This window comes from Mycobacterium parmense, assembly GCF_010730575.1.
In the GTDB taxonomy this organism is placed as follows: Bacteria; Actinomycetota; Actinomycetes; order Mycobacteriales; family Mycobacteriaceae; genus Mycobacterium; species Mycobacterium parmense.
In genome coordinates, this window is the sequence record NZ_AP022614.1 from 3715022 (window position 1) to 3731689 (window position 16668).

16 protein-coding genes and 3 pseudogenes are annotated in these 16668 nt (G+C 70.3%); 9 read left to right on the forward strand and 10 right to left on the reverse strand.

Annotated features, from left to right (window positions below):
• Position 1: 1 nt before the first annotated feature.
• Positions 2-682 carry a GAP family protein gene (locus G6N48_RS17180; RefSeq protein ID WP_085271071.1) on the reverse strand — a complete coding sequence of 227 codons (681 nt, stop codon included), beginning with the start codon at positions 680-682 and terminating at the stop codon, positions 2-4.
• 14 nt (positions 683-696) lie between these two features.
• Positions 697-1002 (reverse strand): hypothetical protein, encoded by a 306-nt coding sequence (locus G6N48_RS17185; protein ID WP_085271072.1) that lies wholly within the window; start codon positions 1000-1002, stop codon positions 697-699.
• Here G6N48_RS17185 and G6N48_RS17190 point away from each other — a divergent pair.
• Positions 987-2546, forward strand: coding sequence for a glycosyltransferase family 39 protein (locus G6N48_RS17190; RefSeq protein ID WP_085271065.1), 1560 nt, complete (start codon positions 987-989; stop codon positions 2544-2546). The two genes, G6N48_RS17185 and G6N48_RS17190, sit on opposite strands and share 16 nt — an antisense overlap.
• Positions 2547-2550: 4 nt before the next feature.
• On the opposite strand, the gene G6N48_RS17195 is transcribed toward G6N48_RS17190, so the two are convergent.
• Positions 2551-3381, reverse strand: coding sequence for a glycoside hydrolase family 16 protein (locus tag G6N48_RS17195; RefSeq protein WP_085271066.1), 831 nt, complete (start codon positions 3379-3381; stop codon positions 2551-2553).
• Between the two features lie 276 nt (positions 3382-3657).
• Here G6N48_RS17195 and G6N48_RS28970 point away from each other — a divergent pair.
• Together G6N48_RS28970 and G6N48_RS28305 are read left to right on the forward strand one after the other, a co-directional pair.
• Positions 3658-3762: pseudogene (locus tag G6N48_RS28970) on the forward strand (hypothetical protein); the annotation flags it as partial.
• Positions 3713-4285 (forward strand): annotated as a pseudogene (locus G6N48_RS28305) (hypothetical protein); the annotation flags it as partial. The pseudogenes G6N48_RS28970 and G6N48_RS28305, both read left to right, overlap by 50 nt.
• Before the next feature lie 4 nt (positions 4286-4289).
• Here G6N48_RS28305 and G6N48_RS17210 read toward each other — a convergent pair.
• Positions 4290-5309 (reverse strand): NADP-dependent oxidoreductase, encoded by a 1020-nt coding sequence (locus G6N48_RS17210; protein WP_085271068.1) that lies wholly within the window; start codon positions 5307-5309, stop codon positions 4290-4292.
• A 48-nt stretch (positions 5310-5357) separates the two neighbouring features.
• On the opposite strand from G6N48_RS17210, the pseudogene G6N48_RS17215 reads away from it, so the two are divergent.
• Positions 5358-6008: pseudogene (locus G6N48_RS17215) on the forward strand (DUF3060 domain-containing protein).
• Here the strand turns inward: G6N48_RS17215 and G6N48_RS17220 are convergent.
• From G6N48_RS17220 to G6N48_RS17235, 4 genes are all read right to left on the reverse strand, one after another.
• Positions 5996-6406: a hypothetical protein gene (locus G6N48_RS17220; RefSeq protein ID WP_085271069.1), complete on the reverse strand. Its 411-nt coding sequence runs from the start codon at positions 6404-6406 to the stop codon at positions 5996-5998. The pseudogene G6N48_RS17215 and the gene G6N48_RS17220 overlap by 13 nt on opposite strands.
• A 67-nt stretch (positions 6407-6473) precedes the next feature.
• Positions 6474-7871, reverse strand: coding sequence for a DUF7159 family protein (locus tag G6N48_RS17225; protein ID WP_163670860.1), 1398 nt, complete (start codon positions 7869-7871; stop codon positions 6474-6476).
• A 133-nt stretch (positions 7872-8004) separates the two neighbouring features.
• Entirely contained in the window at positions 8005-9978 is a 1974-nt protein-coding gene (locus G6N48_RS17230) for an Hsp70 family protein (RefSeq protein ID WP_163670862.1), read from the reverse strand.
• A 154-nt stretch (positions 9979-10132) separates the two neighbouring features.
• Positions 10133-11359 carry a hypothetical protein gene (locus tag G6N48_RS17235; RefSeq protein ID WP_085267170.1) on the reverse strand — a complete coding sequence of 409 codons (1227 nt, stop codon included), beginning with the start codon at positions 11357-11359 and terminating at the stop codon, positions 10133-10135.
• A 39-nt stretch (positions 11360-11398) separates the two neighbouring features.
• Here G6N48_RS17235 and G6N48_RS17240 point away from each other — a divergent pair, with 39 nt between their 5' ends.
• Positions 11399-12037, forward strand: a complete 639-nt coding sequence (locus tag G6N48_RS17240; RefSeq protein ID WP_085267169.1) for a TetR/AcrR family transcriptional regulator — start codon at positions 11399-11401, stop codon at positions 12035-12037.
• A 4-nt stretch (positions 12038-12041) separates the two neighbouring features.
• Positions 12042-12512 (forward strand): nuclear transport factor 2 family protein, encoded by a 471-nt coding sequence (locus G6N48_RS17245; RefSeq protein WP_139825565.1) that lies wholly within the window; start codon positions 12042-12044, stop codon positions 12510-12512.
• Here G6N48_RS17245 and G6N48_RS17250 read toward each other — a convergent pair whose 3' ends face one another.
• Together G6N48_RS17250 and G6N48_RS17255 are read right to left on the reverse strand one after the other, a co-directional pair.
• A complete protein-coding gene (locus G6N48_RS17250) occupies positions 12513-13172 on the reverse strand; it encodes a L,D-transpeptidase family protein (RefSeq protein WP_085267167.1) in 660 nt (219 codons plus the stop codon).
• A 37-nt stretch (positions 13173-13209) separates the two neighbouring features.
• A complete protein-coding gene (locus G6N48_RS17255; protein ID WP_085267166.1) occupies positions 13210-13890 on the reverse strand; it encodes a phosphatase PAP2 family protein in 681 nt (226 codons plus the stop codon).
• A 92-nt stretch (positions 13891-13982) separates the two neighbouring features.
• Here G6N48_RS17255 and G6N48_RS17260 point away from each other — a divergent pair, with 92 nt between their 5' ends.
• The 3 genes from G6N48_RS17260 to G6N48_RS17270 all read left to right on the forward strand — a co-directional run bounded on the left by G6N48_RS17260 (position 13983) and on the right by G6N48_RS17270 (position 16646).
• On the forward strand, positions 13983-14465 hold the full coding sequence (locus G6N48_RS17260) for a hypothetical protein (protein ID WP_085267165.1): 483 nt from the start codon (positions 13983-13985) through the stop codon (positions 14463-14465).
• Positions 14466-14520: 55 nt separating this feature from the next.
• Positions 14521-15168 carry a 5,6-dimethylbenzimidazole synthase gene (gene bluB / locus G6N48_RS17265; protein WP_139825567.1) on the forward strand — a complete coding sequence of 216 codons (648 nt, stop codon included), beginning with the start codon at positions 14521-14523 and terminating at the stop codon, positions 15166-15168.
• Between the two features lie 89 nt (positions 15169-15257).
• A complete protein-coding gene (locus tag G6N48_RS17270; RefSeq protein WP_139825564.1) occupies positions 15258-16646 on the forward strand; it encodes a sulfatase family protein in 1389 nt (462 codons plus the stop codon).
• The last annotated feature ends 22 nt before the right edge of the window (positions 16647-16668 follow it).

A 16668-nucleotide genomic window follows, 5' to 3' on the forward strand; every position in this document is an offset into this window, starting at 1 on the left:
TCTACAGCGCGTGAATCCCGTTGTAGAGCACCATCAAACCGATCAGGACCAGGATCACCGCCAGCATCGCGGCGTGGTTCTCCTCCATCCAGGCCTTGAGGCGCTCCAAGGTGTCGTCCAGGCGATCGCCGGCCGCGACATAGCTCAGGATCGGGACGGCCACCGTCGACGCGGACACGACGACGAAGAACGCGCCGGCCAGCACCAGGCCCCCGATTCCCAGCCGGCTGCCACCGATTCCCAGACCGGCCGCCGCGCATAGGATCAGCACCTCGGGCCGGATCACCGTCAGCACCGCGCCGGTCAGCCCGGCCCGCACGGGGGCCAGCGTGGAGAACGACCGCATCCAGCGCGGCATGCTGCCGTGGCGGTGCCGGGTGAACCAGTGGTAGGCGCCCAGCGCGATCAGGGCGCACCCCATCGCCACCCGCAGCCAGGACGCCCACGCGGGCGGCGTCTTGTTCAGATCGCCGAGCAGGTCGGAGCCCGCGACGAACGCCGTCGTCAGGACGACCAGGCCGAGCAGCCAGCCGCCGAGGAAGGCCAGCGCCGTCGGCCGTGGCCGGGGCGCGTGCAGCACCAGCACGGCGGGAATCACCGTGATGGGCGAGAGCGCGATGACCAGTGCCAGCGCGACGAGCTTGGTCAGCAACGGGCCCCAACTTGCGTCCACGGGCAGCATCATCGCATCAATGGCTAGCCCTTTCGGCGTAACGTCCAGGCCGGCACCCAGTGCGTCACCGTCCGGCGCTTGGCGCCGTAGGCCACGGCGTAGGTGACCAGTCCCCACCAGTCGCCCTGCTCGCAGATGCCCCAGCAGCTCAGCCGGCCCTCGACGACCTTGTGCAACTGCAGGCCGTTGGGCTGGTACCGGCCGGATCGGTGCGGCTCACGCGGGAACAGCATGGTCAGGTCCACCAGCACCGTGATCGGGGGACGCACCACCCGGAACGGGCTGCGGACGGGCTGGCCGTTGTAGCCGATGGATGCGAGCTCACCCATCTGTCGATCATACGTTCGAATGGCAACATAGCGGCGTGCGTCACCGGCCGGCGAGCGCCCTGGATCCGTTGATCGTTGCGGCGCTGGCCACCGTGGTCAGCCTGGCCGGCGCCGGTCGCCCGTCGTTCTGGTACGACGAGGCCGCGACCGTGTCGGCCGCCTACAGCCGCTCGCTGAGCCAGCTGTGGCACATGCTGGGCAACGTCGACGCGGTCCACGGCCTGTACTACTTCGTGATGCACGGCTGGTTCCGTCTGTTCGGACCGACGGAGTTCTGGTCGCGCGTGCCCAGTGGGCTGGCCGTCGGGGTCGCGGCGGCCGGGATCGTGGTGCTGGGCAAGCAGTTCTCGTCGCGCACCGTGGCGGTGGCCGCGGGGGTGGTCTGCGCGATCCTGCCGCGGACGACGTGGGCGGGCATCGAAGCCCGCCCATACGCGCTATCGATGATGGCTGCCGTGTGGTTGACGGTCCTGTTCGTGCACACCGAGCGCCGCGACACCGCCCGGCTCTGGCTGTCCTACGGCATCGCCCTGGCGGCCTCGATACTGCTGGACGTCTACCTCGCGCTGATGCTGGTGGCGCACGCCGCTTTCGTGTGCGCCTTCTGGCGCACCCGCGCGACCCTCGCGCGCCTGGCCGTCACGGCGTTCGCGGCGGTCGGCGCCGTGACGCCGTTCGTGGTCAAGGTCATCGGGCAGGCGCCCCAGATCAAGTGGGTCGCACCGATCGGTCACCGGACCATCGAGGACGTCGTCGTCCAGCAGTACTTCGAGCGCAGCCCGCCCTTCGCCGTCCTGTCAGCACTGCTCGTCGTGACCGCCGTCGCCAGGTGGCTCACGACATCCGGGATGCCGGCGCCGGGAGACCGGCGGCTGCTGACCCTGGCGGTCGCGTGGCTGGTGATACCGACCGTCGCGATCGTCGCCTGCGCGGCGCTGGTGCATCCGGTCTACACGCCGCGCTACCTGACCTTCACGGCACCGGCCATGGCGCTGATGCTCGGCGTGTGCATCGGCGCGCTGGCCGCCAGACCGTGGGTGGCGGCGGCCCTCGTCGCCCTGCTCGCCGTTGCCGCCGCACCCAATTACGTTCGGGCACAGCGCAACCCGTATGCCAAATACGGCATGGACTACAGCCAGGTGGCCGATCTGATCGCCGCGAAGGCCGCGCCGGGCGACTGCCTGCTGGTCAACGACACCGTGACGTTCATGCCCGCCCCCATGCGACCGCTGCTGGCGGCGCGTCCCGATGCCTACCGCAACCTCGTCGACCTCACGCTGTGGCAGCGGGCGACCGACCGCAACGACGTCTTCGACACCAACCTGATACCGGAGGTCGTCGCACAGCCGTTGAGCCGGTGCGCCGTCGTCTGGATCATCACCCAGGCCGACGAGTCAGAGCCGGCGCACGAGCAGGGGGTGGCCCTGCCGCCCGGACCCCGCTACGGCGCGACGCCGGCGTTCGCGGTGCCGCACGACCTCGGCTTCCGCCTGGTCGAGCGCTGGCAGTTCAACCTGGTTCAGGTGATCAGGGCCGTGCGCTGAGGAATCACCAGATGCGCAGGTAGTCGATCAGCATGGTCGCCGGGAAGGTCCCCGCGGCGGGGTCACCGGCGCCGACGCCACCCACCGCGAGGGTGAACATCGGGGTCATCCAATAGCCGGGATTGTTGAACGGCCAGCGCAAGTCGGTGGGATTGCCGTGCACCGGGATCGGCTTGTTGGGCACGCTGAAGTACGGCTTGGCGCCGTCGACGTAGTCGCGCCAGAACTGGAAACCGTCCTCGCCCCAATGCATTCGCCAGGTGTGCCAGTTGCCGTCCACCATGCCCGGGATCGACTTGCCTTCCCAGGTCTTGCCGTTGGAGGCCGCGTGCACGGTGGTTCCCGGCGGCCAGTCGCCGTTGCCGTACCACTCGAAGATGTCGACCTCGCCGTCGGGCAGCGGGTCCTCGTTGACCGCCCAGAACGACGGCCACAGACCGGGGAACAGGCAGTCCAGCTTGATGCGCGCTTCCCACGTCTGGTTGATCATGCTGCGGAAGTTGCCGCGCAGTTTGCCGCTGTAGTAGGCGTCCCCCTCGTGGGTGGCGCACAGGACGAGGTTGGAGTTGCCGTCCTGGAAGACGTTTCGGCGGTCGTCCCGGTAGATGCCGGCGACCGGCGGGAACACGTCGTCCTGCCAGGTCTGCACCGTCCACTTGGCCGGATCGGGACCCGAGCCCGCCGGGCCGTCGAACTCGTCGGCGAAGATGTAGGGCCCGCCCGTGGCCGACGGCGGCGCCTCCGGCGCTGACGGGGCCGCCCAGGCCTCCGGCAAACGCATCGCAGCGCCCAGCATGCCGACCCCCGTCATCAACAACATGCTGCGACGATCCATACACAAACCACCAATCGTGAGAGCTGGTCACCAGACCAGGCGCACTACCCCTACGAAACTTTTGCAAACGGTTTCATGAAACCACGCACCGGGGTGGTGTGCATCCCGCGCCACGCGGTCGGCGGCCTGGTCAAACGTTTGCCAGGCCGCGAAGAAGCGCGGGCGGCACCGCCGCGGAAAGCCGCCGGTCACCATCAATTTGGTTGACATCGCCGCGTTCAGTGGTATCAAGAAGATTGATGCTCTGGGAAAGGAGACAGCGATGTTCGGTGGTGGATTCTTCGGCGGCTTCGGCGGACCCGGTTACGGGGGTTCTGGCTTCGGCGGCCCTGGGTTCGGGGGTCCCGGTTTCGGCGGACCCGGTTTCGGCGGACCAGGCTCGGCGGGTCCCGGTTTCGGGGGACCCGGTTTCGGCGGCCCGGGATTCGGGCCGATGGGCCGCCACGGCCGCCCCGGCCTTAAACGCGCGGCTTTCGTCACCGCCGCGATGTTGCTCGACGGCCCGGCCGACGCCGCTCAGGTCGTGCAGCGTGTGACCGAGGCAACGGACGGCGCGTTCAACCCGCCGCACGACCTGGCCGAGCTGGCCATCGGCCTGCTCGCCGGCCGGGGCATGGTCACCGTCGACGACGGTGTGGCGAGCCTGACCGAACTGGGCCGCAACATGCTGGCGTGGCGCGGCGTCAGCAGCGAGACCGCGCATGCCTTCCTCGGGCGGGCGGCGAAGTTCGGCGACGCCTTCAAGATCCGCCGGGCGATGTTCGAACTCGGCGGCCTGGCACGCACCATCGCATGGACGGGCACCGACGAGCAGAAGCAACAGCTCGCCGAGACCCGGACCAAGGTCCTTGAGACCCTGACCGAGGCCACCAAGACGCTGCACCGCGTCCTCGGCGAAAGCTGAGCGGTCAGGGCACCTTCGGTTCGCTCAGCTTCACCAGCGTCTTGCCGATGTTGACGCCGGTGAACAGGCCGTTGAGGGCATCGACACACGACTCGATGCCCTCGAACACGGTCTGCCGGTGGTTGAGCCGCCCCTGCGCCTCCCACTGACGCAGCGCGGCAAACGCCTCGTCGAACCGACCCCACTGGTCCAGGGCATTGAACCCCTGCATCAGCGCGGTCTTGGACAGCAGGTTCACGTAGTTGGCCGGGCCGGGATGCTCACCGGTCAGGTAGCTCGAGATGACGCCGCACAGGACCACCCGCGCGTGCGGGGCCAGGCGGCCCAGCACCGCGTCGAGGATCGGGCCGCCGACGTTGTCGAAGTAGACGTTGACCCGTTGCGGGCAGTGGCGTTTGAGGGCGGCGGCCAGGTCGTCGTTCTTGTAGTCGATGCAGGCGTCGAAGCCGAAGTCCTCGACCACCGCCCGGCACTTCTGCGGGCCGCCCGCGATGCCGACCACCCGGGCGCCGGCGATCTTGGCGATCTGCCCGGCCACCGATCCGGTGGCGCCGGCCGCCGCCGAGACCACCACCGTCTCCCCCGGCTGCGGCCGGCCGATGTCGGTCATGCCGAAGTACGCGGTGGCGCCCGTCGGCCCGTACACCGACATGATCGCCAGTTGGTCGTTCTCGCCCGGGATCGGGGTGCTGAACAGGTCGTCGCGGATGATGGCGTACTCGGAGAAGCCGGTCAGCGTGGTGACGACGTCGCCGACGACGTAGGCGTCACACCGCGACTCGACGACCTCCCCGATGCCGGCCGCGCGGATCACCTCGCCGAGCCGCACCGGCGGGAGATACCCGGGCTGGTCGTCCAGCCAGGTGCGGGCCGCGGCGTCGATCCCGACATAGGTGGTCCGAAGCAGCGCCTCGCCCTCCGCGGGCTCGGGGGCCGGCGTGGTGACCAGCTCGGTGTCACCGGGCCGGACGAGCCCGGTCGGGCGACGGCGAAGGAGGACCTGGCGGTTCGGCAACTCGGGCACGATGCAAGAAACTACCGAAAACGGCCCAGCAAATGGCATATTCGGTGGATGACCGGCAGCGAGGATCCGGAGGACCGGATCCGGGAGTTGGAGCGTCCACTCTCTGAGACGGCGAGGGCGTCCGAATTGGGCAGCTCAGGCCCGGGCGGCTATCCCGCCGGTCCACCGAGCCCACCGCCGCCGGCGCCGTGGACCTACGGCGGCCCGTATCCCGGGCCGCCCCCGAAGCCCCCGTCCGGCAATCGCATGTGGTGGATCCTGGGGACGTTGCTGGTCGTGGGAGTCCTGGCGCTCGCGGGCGGCATCGCCGCCATGGCCGCACATTAGCTTTCCGGTGTCCGGTCGACCATCGCATCCCCCCCGACGGTCCCCGGCCGCGCGACGTCGCCCGCCACCGTCCCCCGCGGCCCGTCGACGTCAGCCGCCCCGGCCCCCGGTGCGCGGGTCAGCGTCTCCGGCATCAACGAACAGCGCACCATCGCCTGCAACGCCAACATCGTCAGCGTCAGCGGCGTTTCCAACTCGGTGGTCATGACGGGCCACTGCGCGAGCCTGACCGTCTCTGGCGTCAAGAACGTCGTCACTGTCGACTCCGCCGACAGCATCGACGCCTCGGGGTTCGACAACCGGATCACGTATCACTCGGGCGCCCCGACGATCAGCAACTCCGGCGATTCGAACGTGATTCAGCAGGGCTGACCGTCAGGCCCCTCGTCTGCAACCGCGCCGGACTCGTCGTCGAGCACTCCGACCGCGATGCCGTACGGCAGGAAGCGGACCTTGCGCCTTGGGTCGACGTTGTTCTTGTTGGCCCGCAGCGCGTCCAGTTCGGTCGCGTGCACCTGCTCGACGTGGGCCCCGCCCTCGTCGTCCACCGTGTAGATGGCCCACACGCCGTCGCCGGCCTCACCGGCGGTCTCCGGCTGGGACCGGGGCCGCCGCGACAGGTCTTCGAAGAACGACCAGCCGGTGCGGGCGCCGGGAGCGCCCACGAACTCGCCGATGCGCTCGAACACCTGGCGCAGCCCCTCGCTGCCTTCTCTGATCACCCGATCGAACTCTTCGGGATCGAATCCGAACGCTCCATGCTCGCCCACGCGGGCCTCCCTTACAGCCGTGCCTCACTGCCCAGTGTGCGCTCAGTGCCGACCGTTGGCGAGCGCCTCACCCCGCCGGCGGCGGCGGTGGGGGCGCGGGCGGGTTGATCGGGATCGGCACCGTGACGAACGGGAAGTGCAGGTACATCGTCAGCGGCGGCCGCGCGGGCTGCGCCGGGGCGGCCGGGGGTGGTGCGGGGACCGCCGCGGGCGGCGGCGGGGCCGGGGCGGCCGGCGCGGGCGCCGCCTCCTCGACCGGGGTGGAGACGCGCTCCGGCACCCGCCGCGGCGGAGCGCGATGCACCGGCGCGGCGGGCGCCGGGCTCGGCGGGTTGGCGGGGACTTCGGCGGCCGGCGGTGGGGCGGGGGCCGCGACCACGGCCGTGGGCGCCGGCGGGGGCGGAGCGGGAACAGGCACCTGCGCCTGCGGCGGCGCGCTCGGCGCGCGCGCCGGCAGCTGCTGGGCCGGGGTCGCGACGCGGGCACGCGGAATGTGCCCCACCGCCGACTGGTCGGAACTCAGCGAGACCACGAGCGCCGCCGCGCCCGCGACCGACAGCGCGGCCAGCGCGCTGCCGGCCAGCACGAACGGCCTGCGCCGGCGGGGGGTGTGGTCGTCCTCGTCATCGTCCTCGACGGCGCTGTAGGCCAGTGCGTCGTGGCCCACCTCGGCGTTGCCGGAGACGTCCAGATAGGCCGGGCTGAACGCCCGGGGACTCAGCTCCCCGGTTCCGGGATCCAGCGCGTAGGCGAGGGCGGCCGTGGACGCCGCGAACAGCGGCGCGCTGGCCGACGCCAGTGCGGCCCCACGCGCCAGCGCCATGTCCGGCTCCTCGGGCGCCGTGATCTCCAGCGACGTGGCCCCCTCCAGCACGGGTTTGATCGAGACGATGTCCGTCCCGCAGCCGATGAGGAACACGCCGTCGGCCCGCGACCCCCGAGCTTCGAGGCCGGCGACCATGGCCGCCAGCTCGGCAGCGACGGCGCCCTGCGCGCCGGTCGAGGCGTTCACCAGCTGCCGGCGGTGCAAGTCGACGATCGATCCGTCGGCCACGTCGACGACGGCCAGCGTCGCGCTGCCGGTCTCGACGAACAGCATCGCGATCCGCTCGTAGCCGATCGCGTGGCCCACCGTCTGCGCCAGTGCCGCCGCGGCCAGCAGCGGGGAGACCAGCATGACGCTGCCGACGTCGTGCGCGGCGATCGCATCCCGCAGCGCGGCGACGTGGCCGTGGTCCGTCCACGTCACCCCGGTCGACACCAGCTGGCAGCCGCCCGCGACGGCGCCTTCCCACGTGCCTCTGATCGCGGCGATCACCTGCGCGGCCGCACCGGAGGCCCCGTAGTCCGCGCCGGCGACTTCGAACTGGTCCTGTTCGACCGTGACGCCATCGGCATCCGGACCCTCGATGACCACCAGGCGGACCGTTGTCGGAGCCATCGACACTCCGAGCACGATGTCCACTTTGCGCCTCCCAGGCCCTCGTGCCCTCGGTCAAGAGGGCAGCAGAACAAAGACCCCGCCCGACTGGGTGACACCACGCTACCTGCGTACGGCCGGCCAAGCCTGGGAGAACGCTGTGAGCTGCGTTACGGCGCTAGTAGCCCGGTCCCAGGTACGGATTCTGGGAGCCGTCCGGGTACTGCGAATACTGCGGGTACTGCGGGTACTGCGGGTACTGCGGATATTGCGGGTACTGGGGGGTCGCCGGCGCCTGTGGGACCTGGTTGGCCGGCACCGGGACCGGGATCGGCACCGGCAGCAGCGGGACGTGGATCCACTCCGTGGTCATTGGCACCGTGGTCGTCGGGGTGGTCGGCGGCGGGGGCGGTGTCGTCGTCTCCGGCGGTGGGGGCGGTGTCGTCGTCATCGCCGTCGTGACCGGCGGCTGCGTCGTCGACGGCGGCGGCGGGGGCCGCCTCGTGGTGATTACCGGGGGCGGCGGCGTGGTCACCACCACCGGGGGCGGTGGCGGCGGCGGGGGCGGCGGTGGCGGCGGCGGCGGTGGCTCCGGCGGGCTGGGTTCCGGGGCGACGCTGGGCGGCGGCGCGGGGTTGAGCACCGGCGGGGGGCTGGGCGGCGGCGGCACGGCCGTGGGGGGTGGGACGATTCGGCTGGGCAGCACCGGGCTCGCCGGGGGCACCGGTGCGACGCTTGGGGCCGGCGGGGCCTGGCGGTGCTCGATGCCCGTCAGGGTGTAGGCCACGCCGCCGATCGCCGTCATGGCGACCAACGCGCACATCCCGATGAGCAACTGCGACACGCGGAGGCGCCCCCGTGGCCGTTGCCGGGGCTGGTCGATGACGTTGAGCCGCATCGACCAGCCCGACGGGCCGTCCCCGTCCCAGGCGTCGCCGACGAACGGCACCCGTACATCGACCGGATATTCGGTTTGCGACCAAGCCAATTCGCGATCGGTCAGCGCCTCGTCGTCGATCACCAGCACGTCTCCGGCGCCCAGGTCGACGACGTCGCCGGCGGCCGACGCCGCGGTGAGCAGGCCGACGGACGTGCGGGTGCGGAGGTCCTGATCCTCGCCGCGGGAGGCCAGCAGCAGGGCGCCGGCCGCCGCGGCGAACCCGGGTTGCGACGGGGTCACCACCGGACGGCGGGTGTGCACCGAAAGACGTTCGGTGACAAGCGGAATGCTGGCCCCACCACCCACGGTCACCACCGCCGACAGGTCGGCCCAGCTTCTGTGGTTGCGGGCCAGCATCTCGTCGAGCGCGCAGATGAGGCCACTGAGCCGGTCCTGGATCAGGTCCCCCAGCTCGTCGCGCGTCAGCTTCATGCTGCAGCTGCGCCCGCCGAGCTCGGCGACCACTTCGGTGGCCGTTTCGGTGGACAACCGCTCTTTGGCCGCGCGGCAGTTGTCCCTGAGCTCGACGAGCTGACCGACCGCCGCGGTGGCGGCCGGGTCGATGCCGCTGCCGCGGCCGAGCTCCTCGAACACGCGCAGCATCACCGCGTGGTCGATATCATCACCCGAGAACTCGGTGTAACGCATTGTGGGGCTTACGAGTTCGAAGTCTCCCGCCAGGCTCACCAGGGTCGCGGACGTGCCGGTGCCGCCGAAATCGAGCACTCCGACCACACCCGTTGCGGCAAGGCATAATTCCGCGTTCGCCGCCGTCAGGGACGTGATGGCGTCGGACACCAGGCGTGGCGCCATGCCGCTGCGGACGAATCCCAGGTGGGTCCGCAACCCGTTCCGCAGCGCCTGCACCGTGCCCGGCTTCCAGTAGGCGGGGACCGCGATCGAGATCTCCGAGGAGGCCGCGTCCGCGCCGGCGGCGAGCACCATCGCGTCCAGCGCCTCCACGAGCAACAGGTCGGGGTCGTGCGCCGCGCCGTCGCTGGACACCAGCGCCACCGAGTCGCCGACGCGCTGGACGAATCCGCTCATCAGCACGCCGGGTTCGGACACCAGCGAATTCGGCGCCAGCACACCAACTTTCGGAGCGCAGTGCGGATACAGCGTCAACACGGCCCGCCGCGCTACCGGCGGGCAGTCTTTACGCGCAGCGACCAGGTTCGTGTTCCCGATCGACAACCCAAGGGGGTCGTGCATAGATCGAAACTTTCGTCTTTGGGGGTCGGTGGCCAGCGTCAACCATAGCTGTCGACACGCGGAAAGCCGATGGCTTGCAACGTCATTGGTATACGCCCGATGCCGTTGTGTCACCGAAGCGGTACCGGCAACCCCTTGACAAAGCCGATGGTGCTCACACCACGGTCAGCGGCAGCGAACGCCTCGGCTCGAACTGAAACGTCGATCCGCCACTGACTTTCGCCACCGAAACCTCTGGCAGTTCGTCCGCGGCGGCATCGGCCTCGACGAATTCGGCGGTCCAGTCGACGTCCGTACCGCTAACCCGGACCCGCAGACGGGGATCGACGGCGGTCGCGATCGCCTGCAGCGGCTGCACCGACGCCGGGGAGCACAGCGCAATCCAGGCGCCGTCGTCGTAGGCCGGCGACCGCGCGACGATCAGCCGGTTCGCCGCCGTCTCGGACACGACATAGCCGGCGGGATTGAGCAAGGGGTGCAACCCGAGCACCCGCATGAGTCCGTCGATCCCCGCGGGCGACCCCAGGGCGCGGTGGATCCGCTCGGCGGCCAGCCCCGCCACACCGATCAGGCCGCGGGTGCACACCGCGACGGCCTCCGCCTCCTCGCGCGCCCGCCCGCGCACCGCGATGGCGAACGACAGGTACAGCAGGTGCATCTGCAGACAGACCTCGTCGGCCATGCGGACCAGCGCCGAGTGCGAGAACGCGTCGAAGTCGAAGTCGGACAAGACCGGCCCCGCGTACTCCGACTTGCCCTCTTCCATCGGGTCGATTGGATCGAGTTCCCATGTCGCTGCGCGGGTTTGGCGGACGATGTCGAGGGCCGGGATGCCCTGGGCCTCGGGGTGGGAGTCGTCGATGACGACGGTCCACGCGCAGTGCGGATGCCTGTCGGCGGGCACCCGCGGCGGCCGGTGCAGGGGCCTGACCTGGGCGCGTGGATTGGTCGCCACAGCGGTGGCGTCGAACGTCGGGTCCTCGATGGTGTGGCACATCCCGAAGACGTATTTCTCGCCCATCGGTTCGACGTCGAGCAGGGCGCCGCAATGGTCGAGGTGGAACTCCCCGTGCCAGCGGTCGTGGATGGTGTAGCGAAAGTCCATGAACTGCGGCGGGGCGCCGATGTCGAGCTGCAGGCCCTTGAAGATGGTCGGCACGTCGTCGCCCTCGAAGTTCAGCGCCCGCTGCATCCGCCGGGTGTACACCGGGCTGGCGCCCGCCCACTCTTCGATGGCGATCTGCACCATCTCCTCGCGGCCGAACGCGTTGATGCACCAGGCCATGCCGGAGCGATCGATCATCTGGCCGATCAACAGCAGTTCGGGAACCAGGGCGGCAAGCTCGCGGCGGGACAGCTGCGCGTAACGGGACCGGCTCACGCGCCCAAAAATAATCCTGACTATGTTATAAAGTCAACAATGTCCGTTCCAGCAGGCCAGACAGTGCAGCGTTCGGTCGCCCCGACCCGGCGCACCAGTGCGCCGCGCAAGCGCGGGGACCACACCCGGGCCAGGATCATCGACGAGACGGTCCGCTGCATCGTCGAGGAGGGGTTCGCCGCAGCCACCGCCAAGCATGTGGCCGACCGTGCGGGCGTGACGTGGGGTGTCATCCAGTACCACTTCGGCGACCGCAACGGCCTGCTGATGGCCGTCGTCGACGACGGGGTGGCCCGCCTGGTCGAGAGCATGTCGTCGGCCGACGTCGGCGAGCTCGCCCTGCGCGAACGCATCGAGGTCGTCGTCGACACCGCGTGGAGCTGCTACAGCAGCCCGACCTCGCTGGCGGCCTTCGAAATCCTGCGGGCCACCCGCGGCGGCCCCGGCGAGGCCACGCGTCGCCACCTGCTCGAGATGAACGCGGCAATCGGCCAGCTCGGCCGGGTGATCACGCCCGCGGACGACGGCGTGGCCGACGTGATCTGGGCGGCGCTGCGTGGGGTGGTGCTGGCACAGATGATCATCGGCACGCCGATCGACTGGGAGCGCGAACGCCGCGCGCTGATAGACATGGTGACCTTGTACCTGGAACGCGGCGCCCCCGGTGTGCTGCAATGACGGGATGGGCCACGATGACGTCGCCGCGACCGAGGCGATCAAACAAGTCAAGTACCGGTATCTGCGCGCGCTGGACACCAAGCACTGGGACGACTTCGCCGACACGCTGACCGACGACGTCGTGGGCGACTACGGGTCGTCGGTCGGCGAGGAGCTGCACTTCACCAACCGCGTCGACCTGGTGAACTACATGCGCAAATCGCTTGGCCCGGCGGTCATCACCGAACACCGGGTGACCCACCCGGAGATCACGGTGGACGGCGACGAGGCGACGGGCACCTGGTATCTGCAGGACCGGGTGATGGTCACCGAGTTCGACTTCATGCTGATCGGCGCCGCCTTCTACCGCGACCGCTACCGCCGTACCGACGAGGGCTGGAAGATCAGCGCCACCGGTTACGACCGCACCTACGAGGCGACGATGTCGTTGGCCGGCCTCGACTTCAAGCTCAAGCCCGGACGCGCGCTGGACTGACTACTTTCCGATCGCGATCACCGCGCCGGGCTGCAGCCATTTCATGATCGACACCAGCTGAGCGTCGTCGACCGCGACGCAGCCCTCGGTGGGGTGACCGTCGGTGGTGTGGAAGAAGAACGCCGAGCCGCCGCCGGGTGCCTTGTTCTTGTTGACGCCCATCACGACCGCGTGCTTGTACTGCGGAATCTGCAGGTTCTCGCTCGCGGCCGTGTCGAACGGGCACTGCGCCTTCTGGCAGATCTGCATGGAGTTGAAGGTGGGGCTGTGGTCGTCGCCGCTCCACCAGTAGTTGGGACCGGTGACCTGCGTATAGGGCAGTCCCCCACCGGGATTGGGCGCGGTGCCGAACGCCGAGTCGAGGCTGTAGACGCCCATCGGGGTTGCCGGCACTCCGCTGCGGGCCTGCGGGGCCATGCCCGCGGACCCGACGTGGGCGGGAACTCCCGTCCTCAGCGGCTGCCAGCCCGCGGCGGTGCGCCCGTAGATGTCCATCTGCGCGTTGGAAGCGCCGGTGCTGACCACCGAGACCACCTGGGTGGCGTTGCCGACGGCGTTCGCGAACCAGGGAACGCCGGCGGCCCGGCCGGCCGGCGCCGCGACAAGCGATGCCGTGAGGACGCATGCCGCAGCGCACAGTGGGGCGAGGAATCGGCGCATGGATCAATCGTCGGGTCGCCCCAACCTCAGGGTCAAGTCAAGGTTTAGGTCCAGTTCGGTCACGCGCCGTGACCTTCGGCGCCTCGGCCGACGCCATCGGGAAGGGCCGAAATACGAAGAGGGCCAACAGGAAATACAGGTATCCCAGTGCCCAGCCGGCCAGCACGTCCGACGGGTAGTGCACGTTGAGCGCCACTCTCGCGGCCCCCACCGCGAGCAGGCAGAGCGCCGTGAGCGCGATCGCGACGCGGCCCAGCGCTCGTCCGACCATCGGCAGGCCGAAGGCCAGCAGCGCCAGCAGCAGCGCCGTCGCCTCGAGCGCATGACCGGACGGGAACGACGTCGACGGCGTGGGCACCAGCATGGTCGGCGGTCGCGGCCGGTTCGCCAGGGCCTTGGCCGCCGACGTCACGATCCCGTTGAGCGGCCCGCAGGCCATCAGCACCAGCGCCGCCCGCACGTTGCGCTTCACCGCGGCGGCAACCGCCGCCACCGTGCCCAGCACGCGCAGCGGGACCGGGCCGAGCGCGAAGGACAGCCCGTCCCAGAACCGCACCCATAGGGGGTGCTTGACCCCGGCGTCGTGCGCCGCGTCCAGCAACGACCAATCGAGGCCGTGCAGCCACGCCCAGTTCTCGCGGTAACCCACCCACATCGCCGCGTAGACGACGATCGCGGCCGGAACGGAAACGGCCAGAGCGGTCCGCTGTCGGATCATGGTCAACCGATACCAGCAGTGCAGCACGGGGATCGGGGCGGCCCGGACTTGCGGACCCGCGCCCCCGGCCGCGCGGCAGTCATACTGGCGTCATGGCCGTCTTTGTCCGCAGATTGTTCGGCATCGGCAAGCTGCCCGACGAGCTGCACGCTCAGGTCGAGGCCGAAGGCCTGCTCTTTCTCGCCGAGTACGTCGCCGTGACCCGGCGATTCAGCGGCGTCATCCCCGGCGTGCGGCTTCCGCACAGCGTGGCCAGCTACACCGGTTCGCTGGTCCTGACCTCCGAGCGGGTGCTGGCGACGCTGTCCATGCTGCCCAAGCTGGCCGGCGCAGTCGTGAATGTGAACTGGGACGCCCCGCAGACCGGCGCGGCGCGGGTCGAGATCTCGTCGACCGGCCTGCAGGTCGACGTCGACGTCGCCCGGGTCGATCCGAGGTTCAGCGGCGAACTGTCGCTGCACCACAAGGTCGCCGTGCCCGACGACGTGCTCGCCGGCCTGCCGAAGCGATCGCTGGCCTTCGACATGCCGCCCGAATACGTCTTCCGGGCGGTCGGCGTCACCTACAGTCCGTGATCGCGATCTCATATTGCGCGCCCTGATTCCTACGATGGGGGGCGTGACCGATCAGGTGTTCAGCGCTCAGGAGCGCCGGGCCGTCTATCGGGCGATCTCCGAACGACGGGACATGCGCCGCTTCTCCCCCGGTGGGGTGGTCGCCGAGGAGGTGCTCGCGCGCCTGCTGCAGGCCGCGCACGCCGCGCCCAGCGTCGGCCTGATGCAACCGTGGCGCTTCATCCGCATCACCGACGGCGCGCTGCGCCGGCGCATTCACGCGCTCGTCGACGAGGAGCGCCCGCTGACCGCCGCCGCCCTGGGCGAGCGGGGCGAGGAGTTCCTGGCGCTGAAGGTGGAGGGCGTTCTCGAGTGCGCGGAACTGCTGGTCGTGGCGTTGTGTGACAACCGCGACGAGCATGTGTTCGGTCGCCGGACGCTGCCGCAGATGGACCTGGCGTCGGTGTCGTGCGCCATCCAGAACCTGTGGCTCGCGGCCCGCTCCGAGGGCCTCGGCATGGGCTGGGTCTCGCTGTTCGATCCGCGGCGCCTGGCGGCCCTGCTGGCGATGCCGCCGGGCGCCGAGCCGGTGGCCATCCTGTGCCTGGGGCCGGTCCCGGAATTTCCCGATCGCCCGGCGCTGGAGCTGGACGGCTGGGCGCACGCCCGGCCGTTGTCGGAGTTCGTCTGCGAGAACGGCTGGGGCCGGCCGCCGGCTCGGTGAGGGCTGCCGGGGCGGCACACTCAGCTTTGTCGCAACCAGCTGCGGTATCGTCGCCGCCGGTCGCAAGGCAAGGCGGAGAGGTGGCGTAGGTGGCTGGCGGGCATCGGACGGGCAACGGCGCGGTCCGCACGGGCGCGGACCGCAAGGACAACGTGCTGATCGTGCACTGGCACGACCTGGGCCGTCACCTCGGTGCCTACGGCCACCGCGACGTCCACAGCCCCCGGCTGGACCGGCTTGCCGCAGACGGCATCCTGTTCACCCGGGCGTTCGCCACAGCGCCGCAGTGCTCGCCGTCGCGGGGCTCGCTGTTCACCGGGCGCTACCCGCAGACCAACGGCTTGATGGGACTGGCGCACCACGGTTGGGAATACCGCAGCGGCGTGCGCACCCTGCCGCAGATCCTCACCGAGTTCGGTTATCACTCAGCGCTTTTCGGCATGCAGCACGAGACATCGGAACCGAAGAGGCTGGGTTTCGACGAGTTCGACGTCTCAAACTCCTACTGCGATTACGTGGCCGACGTTGCGGGCCGGTGGCTGCAGGACAGCGCGCCGGCCCTGGGGCGGCCGTTCCTGCTGACCGCCGGGTTCTTCGAAGCCCACCGGCCCTACCCCGCCGAGCGCTACCAGCCGGCCGATGCCGCGGCCGTCGTCCCCCCCGACTACCTGCCCGACACCCCCGGTGTGCGCGGCGACCTGGCCGCCTTCTACGGGGCGATCGCCGCGGCCGACGCCGCGGCCGGCCGGCTGCTGGACGCGCTGTCCGACACGGGGCTCGACGCCAGCACGTGGGTGGTGTTCTTCACCGACCACGGGCCCGCGTTCCCCCGGGCCAAGTCCACCCTCTACGACGCCGGAACCGGCATCGGCATGATCGTCCGCCCGCCGACGGGCCGCGCCGTGGCGCCCCGCGTGTACGACGAACTGTTCAGCGGTGTCGACCTGGTGCCGACGCTGCTCGGCCTGCTCGGGCTGGATGTGCCGGCCGACGTCGACGGGATGTGCCACGCGGACGCGCTGCTGACGCCGGACCGGTGGGCCGAGCCGGTCCGGGACCACGTCTACACCACGAAGACCTATCACGACTCCTTCGACCCGATCCGCGGGATCCGCACCAAGGACTACAGCTACATCGAGAACTACGCCGTGCGGCCCTCCTTCGACTTTCCGCTGGACATCGAGGAGAGCCCGTCCGCGGCGTCCATCGCGCCGGTGGACCGGCCGCGGCCACAGCGTGAGCTCTACGACCTGCGCACCGACCCCAGCGAGACCACGAACCTGCTCGCGGGCGGCGATCCGGCCGTCGACGAGATCGCGACGGAATTGGCTCTACGGCTTAACGATTGGCGTCAGTGGACCTGCGACGTGATCCCGTCCGACGTCGCGGGCACCCGCATCGCGCTGCGCAGCATCGAGAAGTACCGACAGGCCCACCAGGACGCCGCGCCGCCCGGTTCGGCGATCGCCGGGCGCTAGCCGCAGCCGTTAGGCTCGTCGG

Bases quoted from the DNA above. Each gene is read 5' to 3' on its own strand.
- G6N48_RS17180 (WP_085271071.1), bottom strand. From the start codon at position 682: ATGCTGCCCGTGGACGCAAGTTGGGGCCCGTTGCTGACCAAGCTCGTC.
- G6N48_RS17190 (WP_085271065.1), top strand. From the start codon at position 987: ATGCGAGCTCACCCATCTGTCGATCATACGTTCGAATGGCAACATAGC.
- G6N48_RS17185 (WP_085271072.1), bottom strand. From the start codon at position 1,002: ATGGGTGAGCTCGCATCCATCGGCTACAACGGCCAGCCCGTCCGCAGC.
- G6N48_RS17195 (WP_085271066.1), bottom strand. From the start codon at position 3,381: ATGGATCGTCGCAGCATGTTGTTGATGACGGGGGTCGGCATGCTGGGC.
- G6N48_RS17230 (WP_163670862.1), bottom strand. From the start codon at position 9,978: ATGCACGACCCCCTTGGGTTGTCGATCGGGAACACGAACCTGGTCGCT.
- G6N48_RS17240 (WP_085267169.1), top strand. From the start codon at position 11,399: ATGTCCGTTCCAGCAGGCCAGACAGTGCAGCGTTCGGTCGCCCCGACC.
- G6N48_RS17245 (WP_139825565.1), top strand. From the start codon at position 12,042: ATGGGCCACGATGACGTCGCCGCGACCGAGGCGATCAAACAAGTCAAG.
- G6N48_RS17250 (WP_085267167.1), bottom strand. From the start codon at position 13,172: ATGCGCCGATTCCTCGCCCCACTGTGCGCTGCGGCATGCGTCCTCACG.
- G6N48_RS17255 (WP_085267166.1), bottom strand. From the start codon at position 13,890: ATGATCCGACAGCGGACCGCTCTGGCCGTTTCCGTTCCGGCCGCGATC.
- G6N48_RS17260 (WP_085267165.1), top strand. From the start codon at position 13,983: ATGGCCGTCTTTGTCCGCAGATTGTTCGGCATCGGCAAGCTGCCCGAC.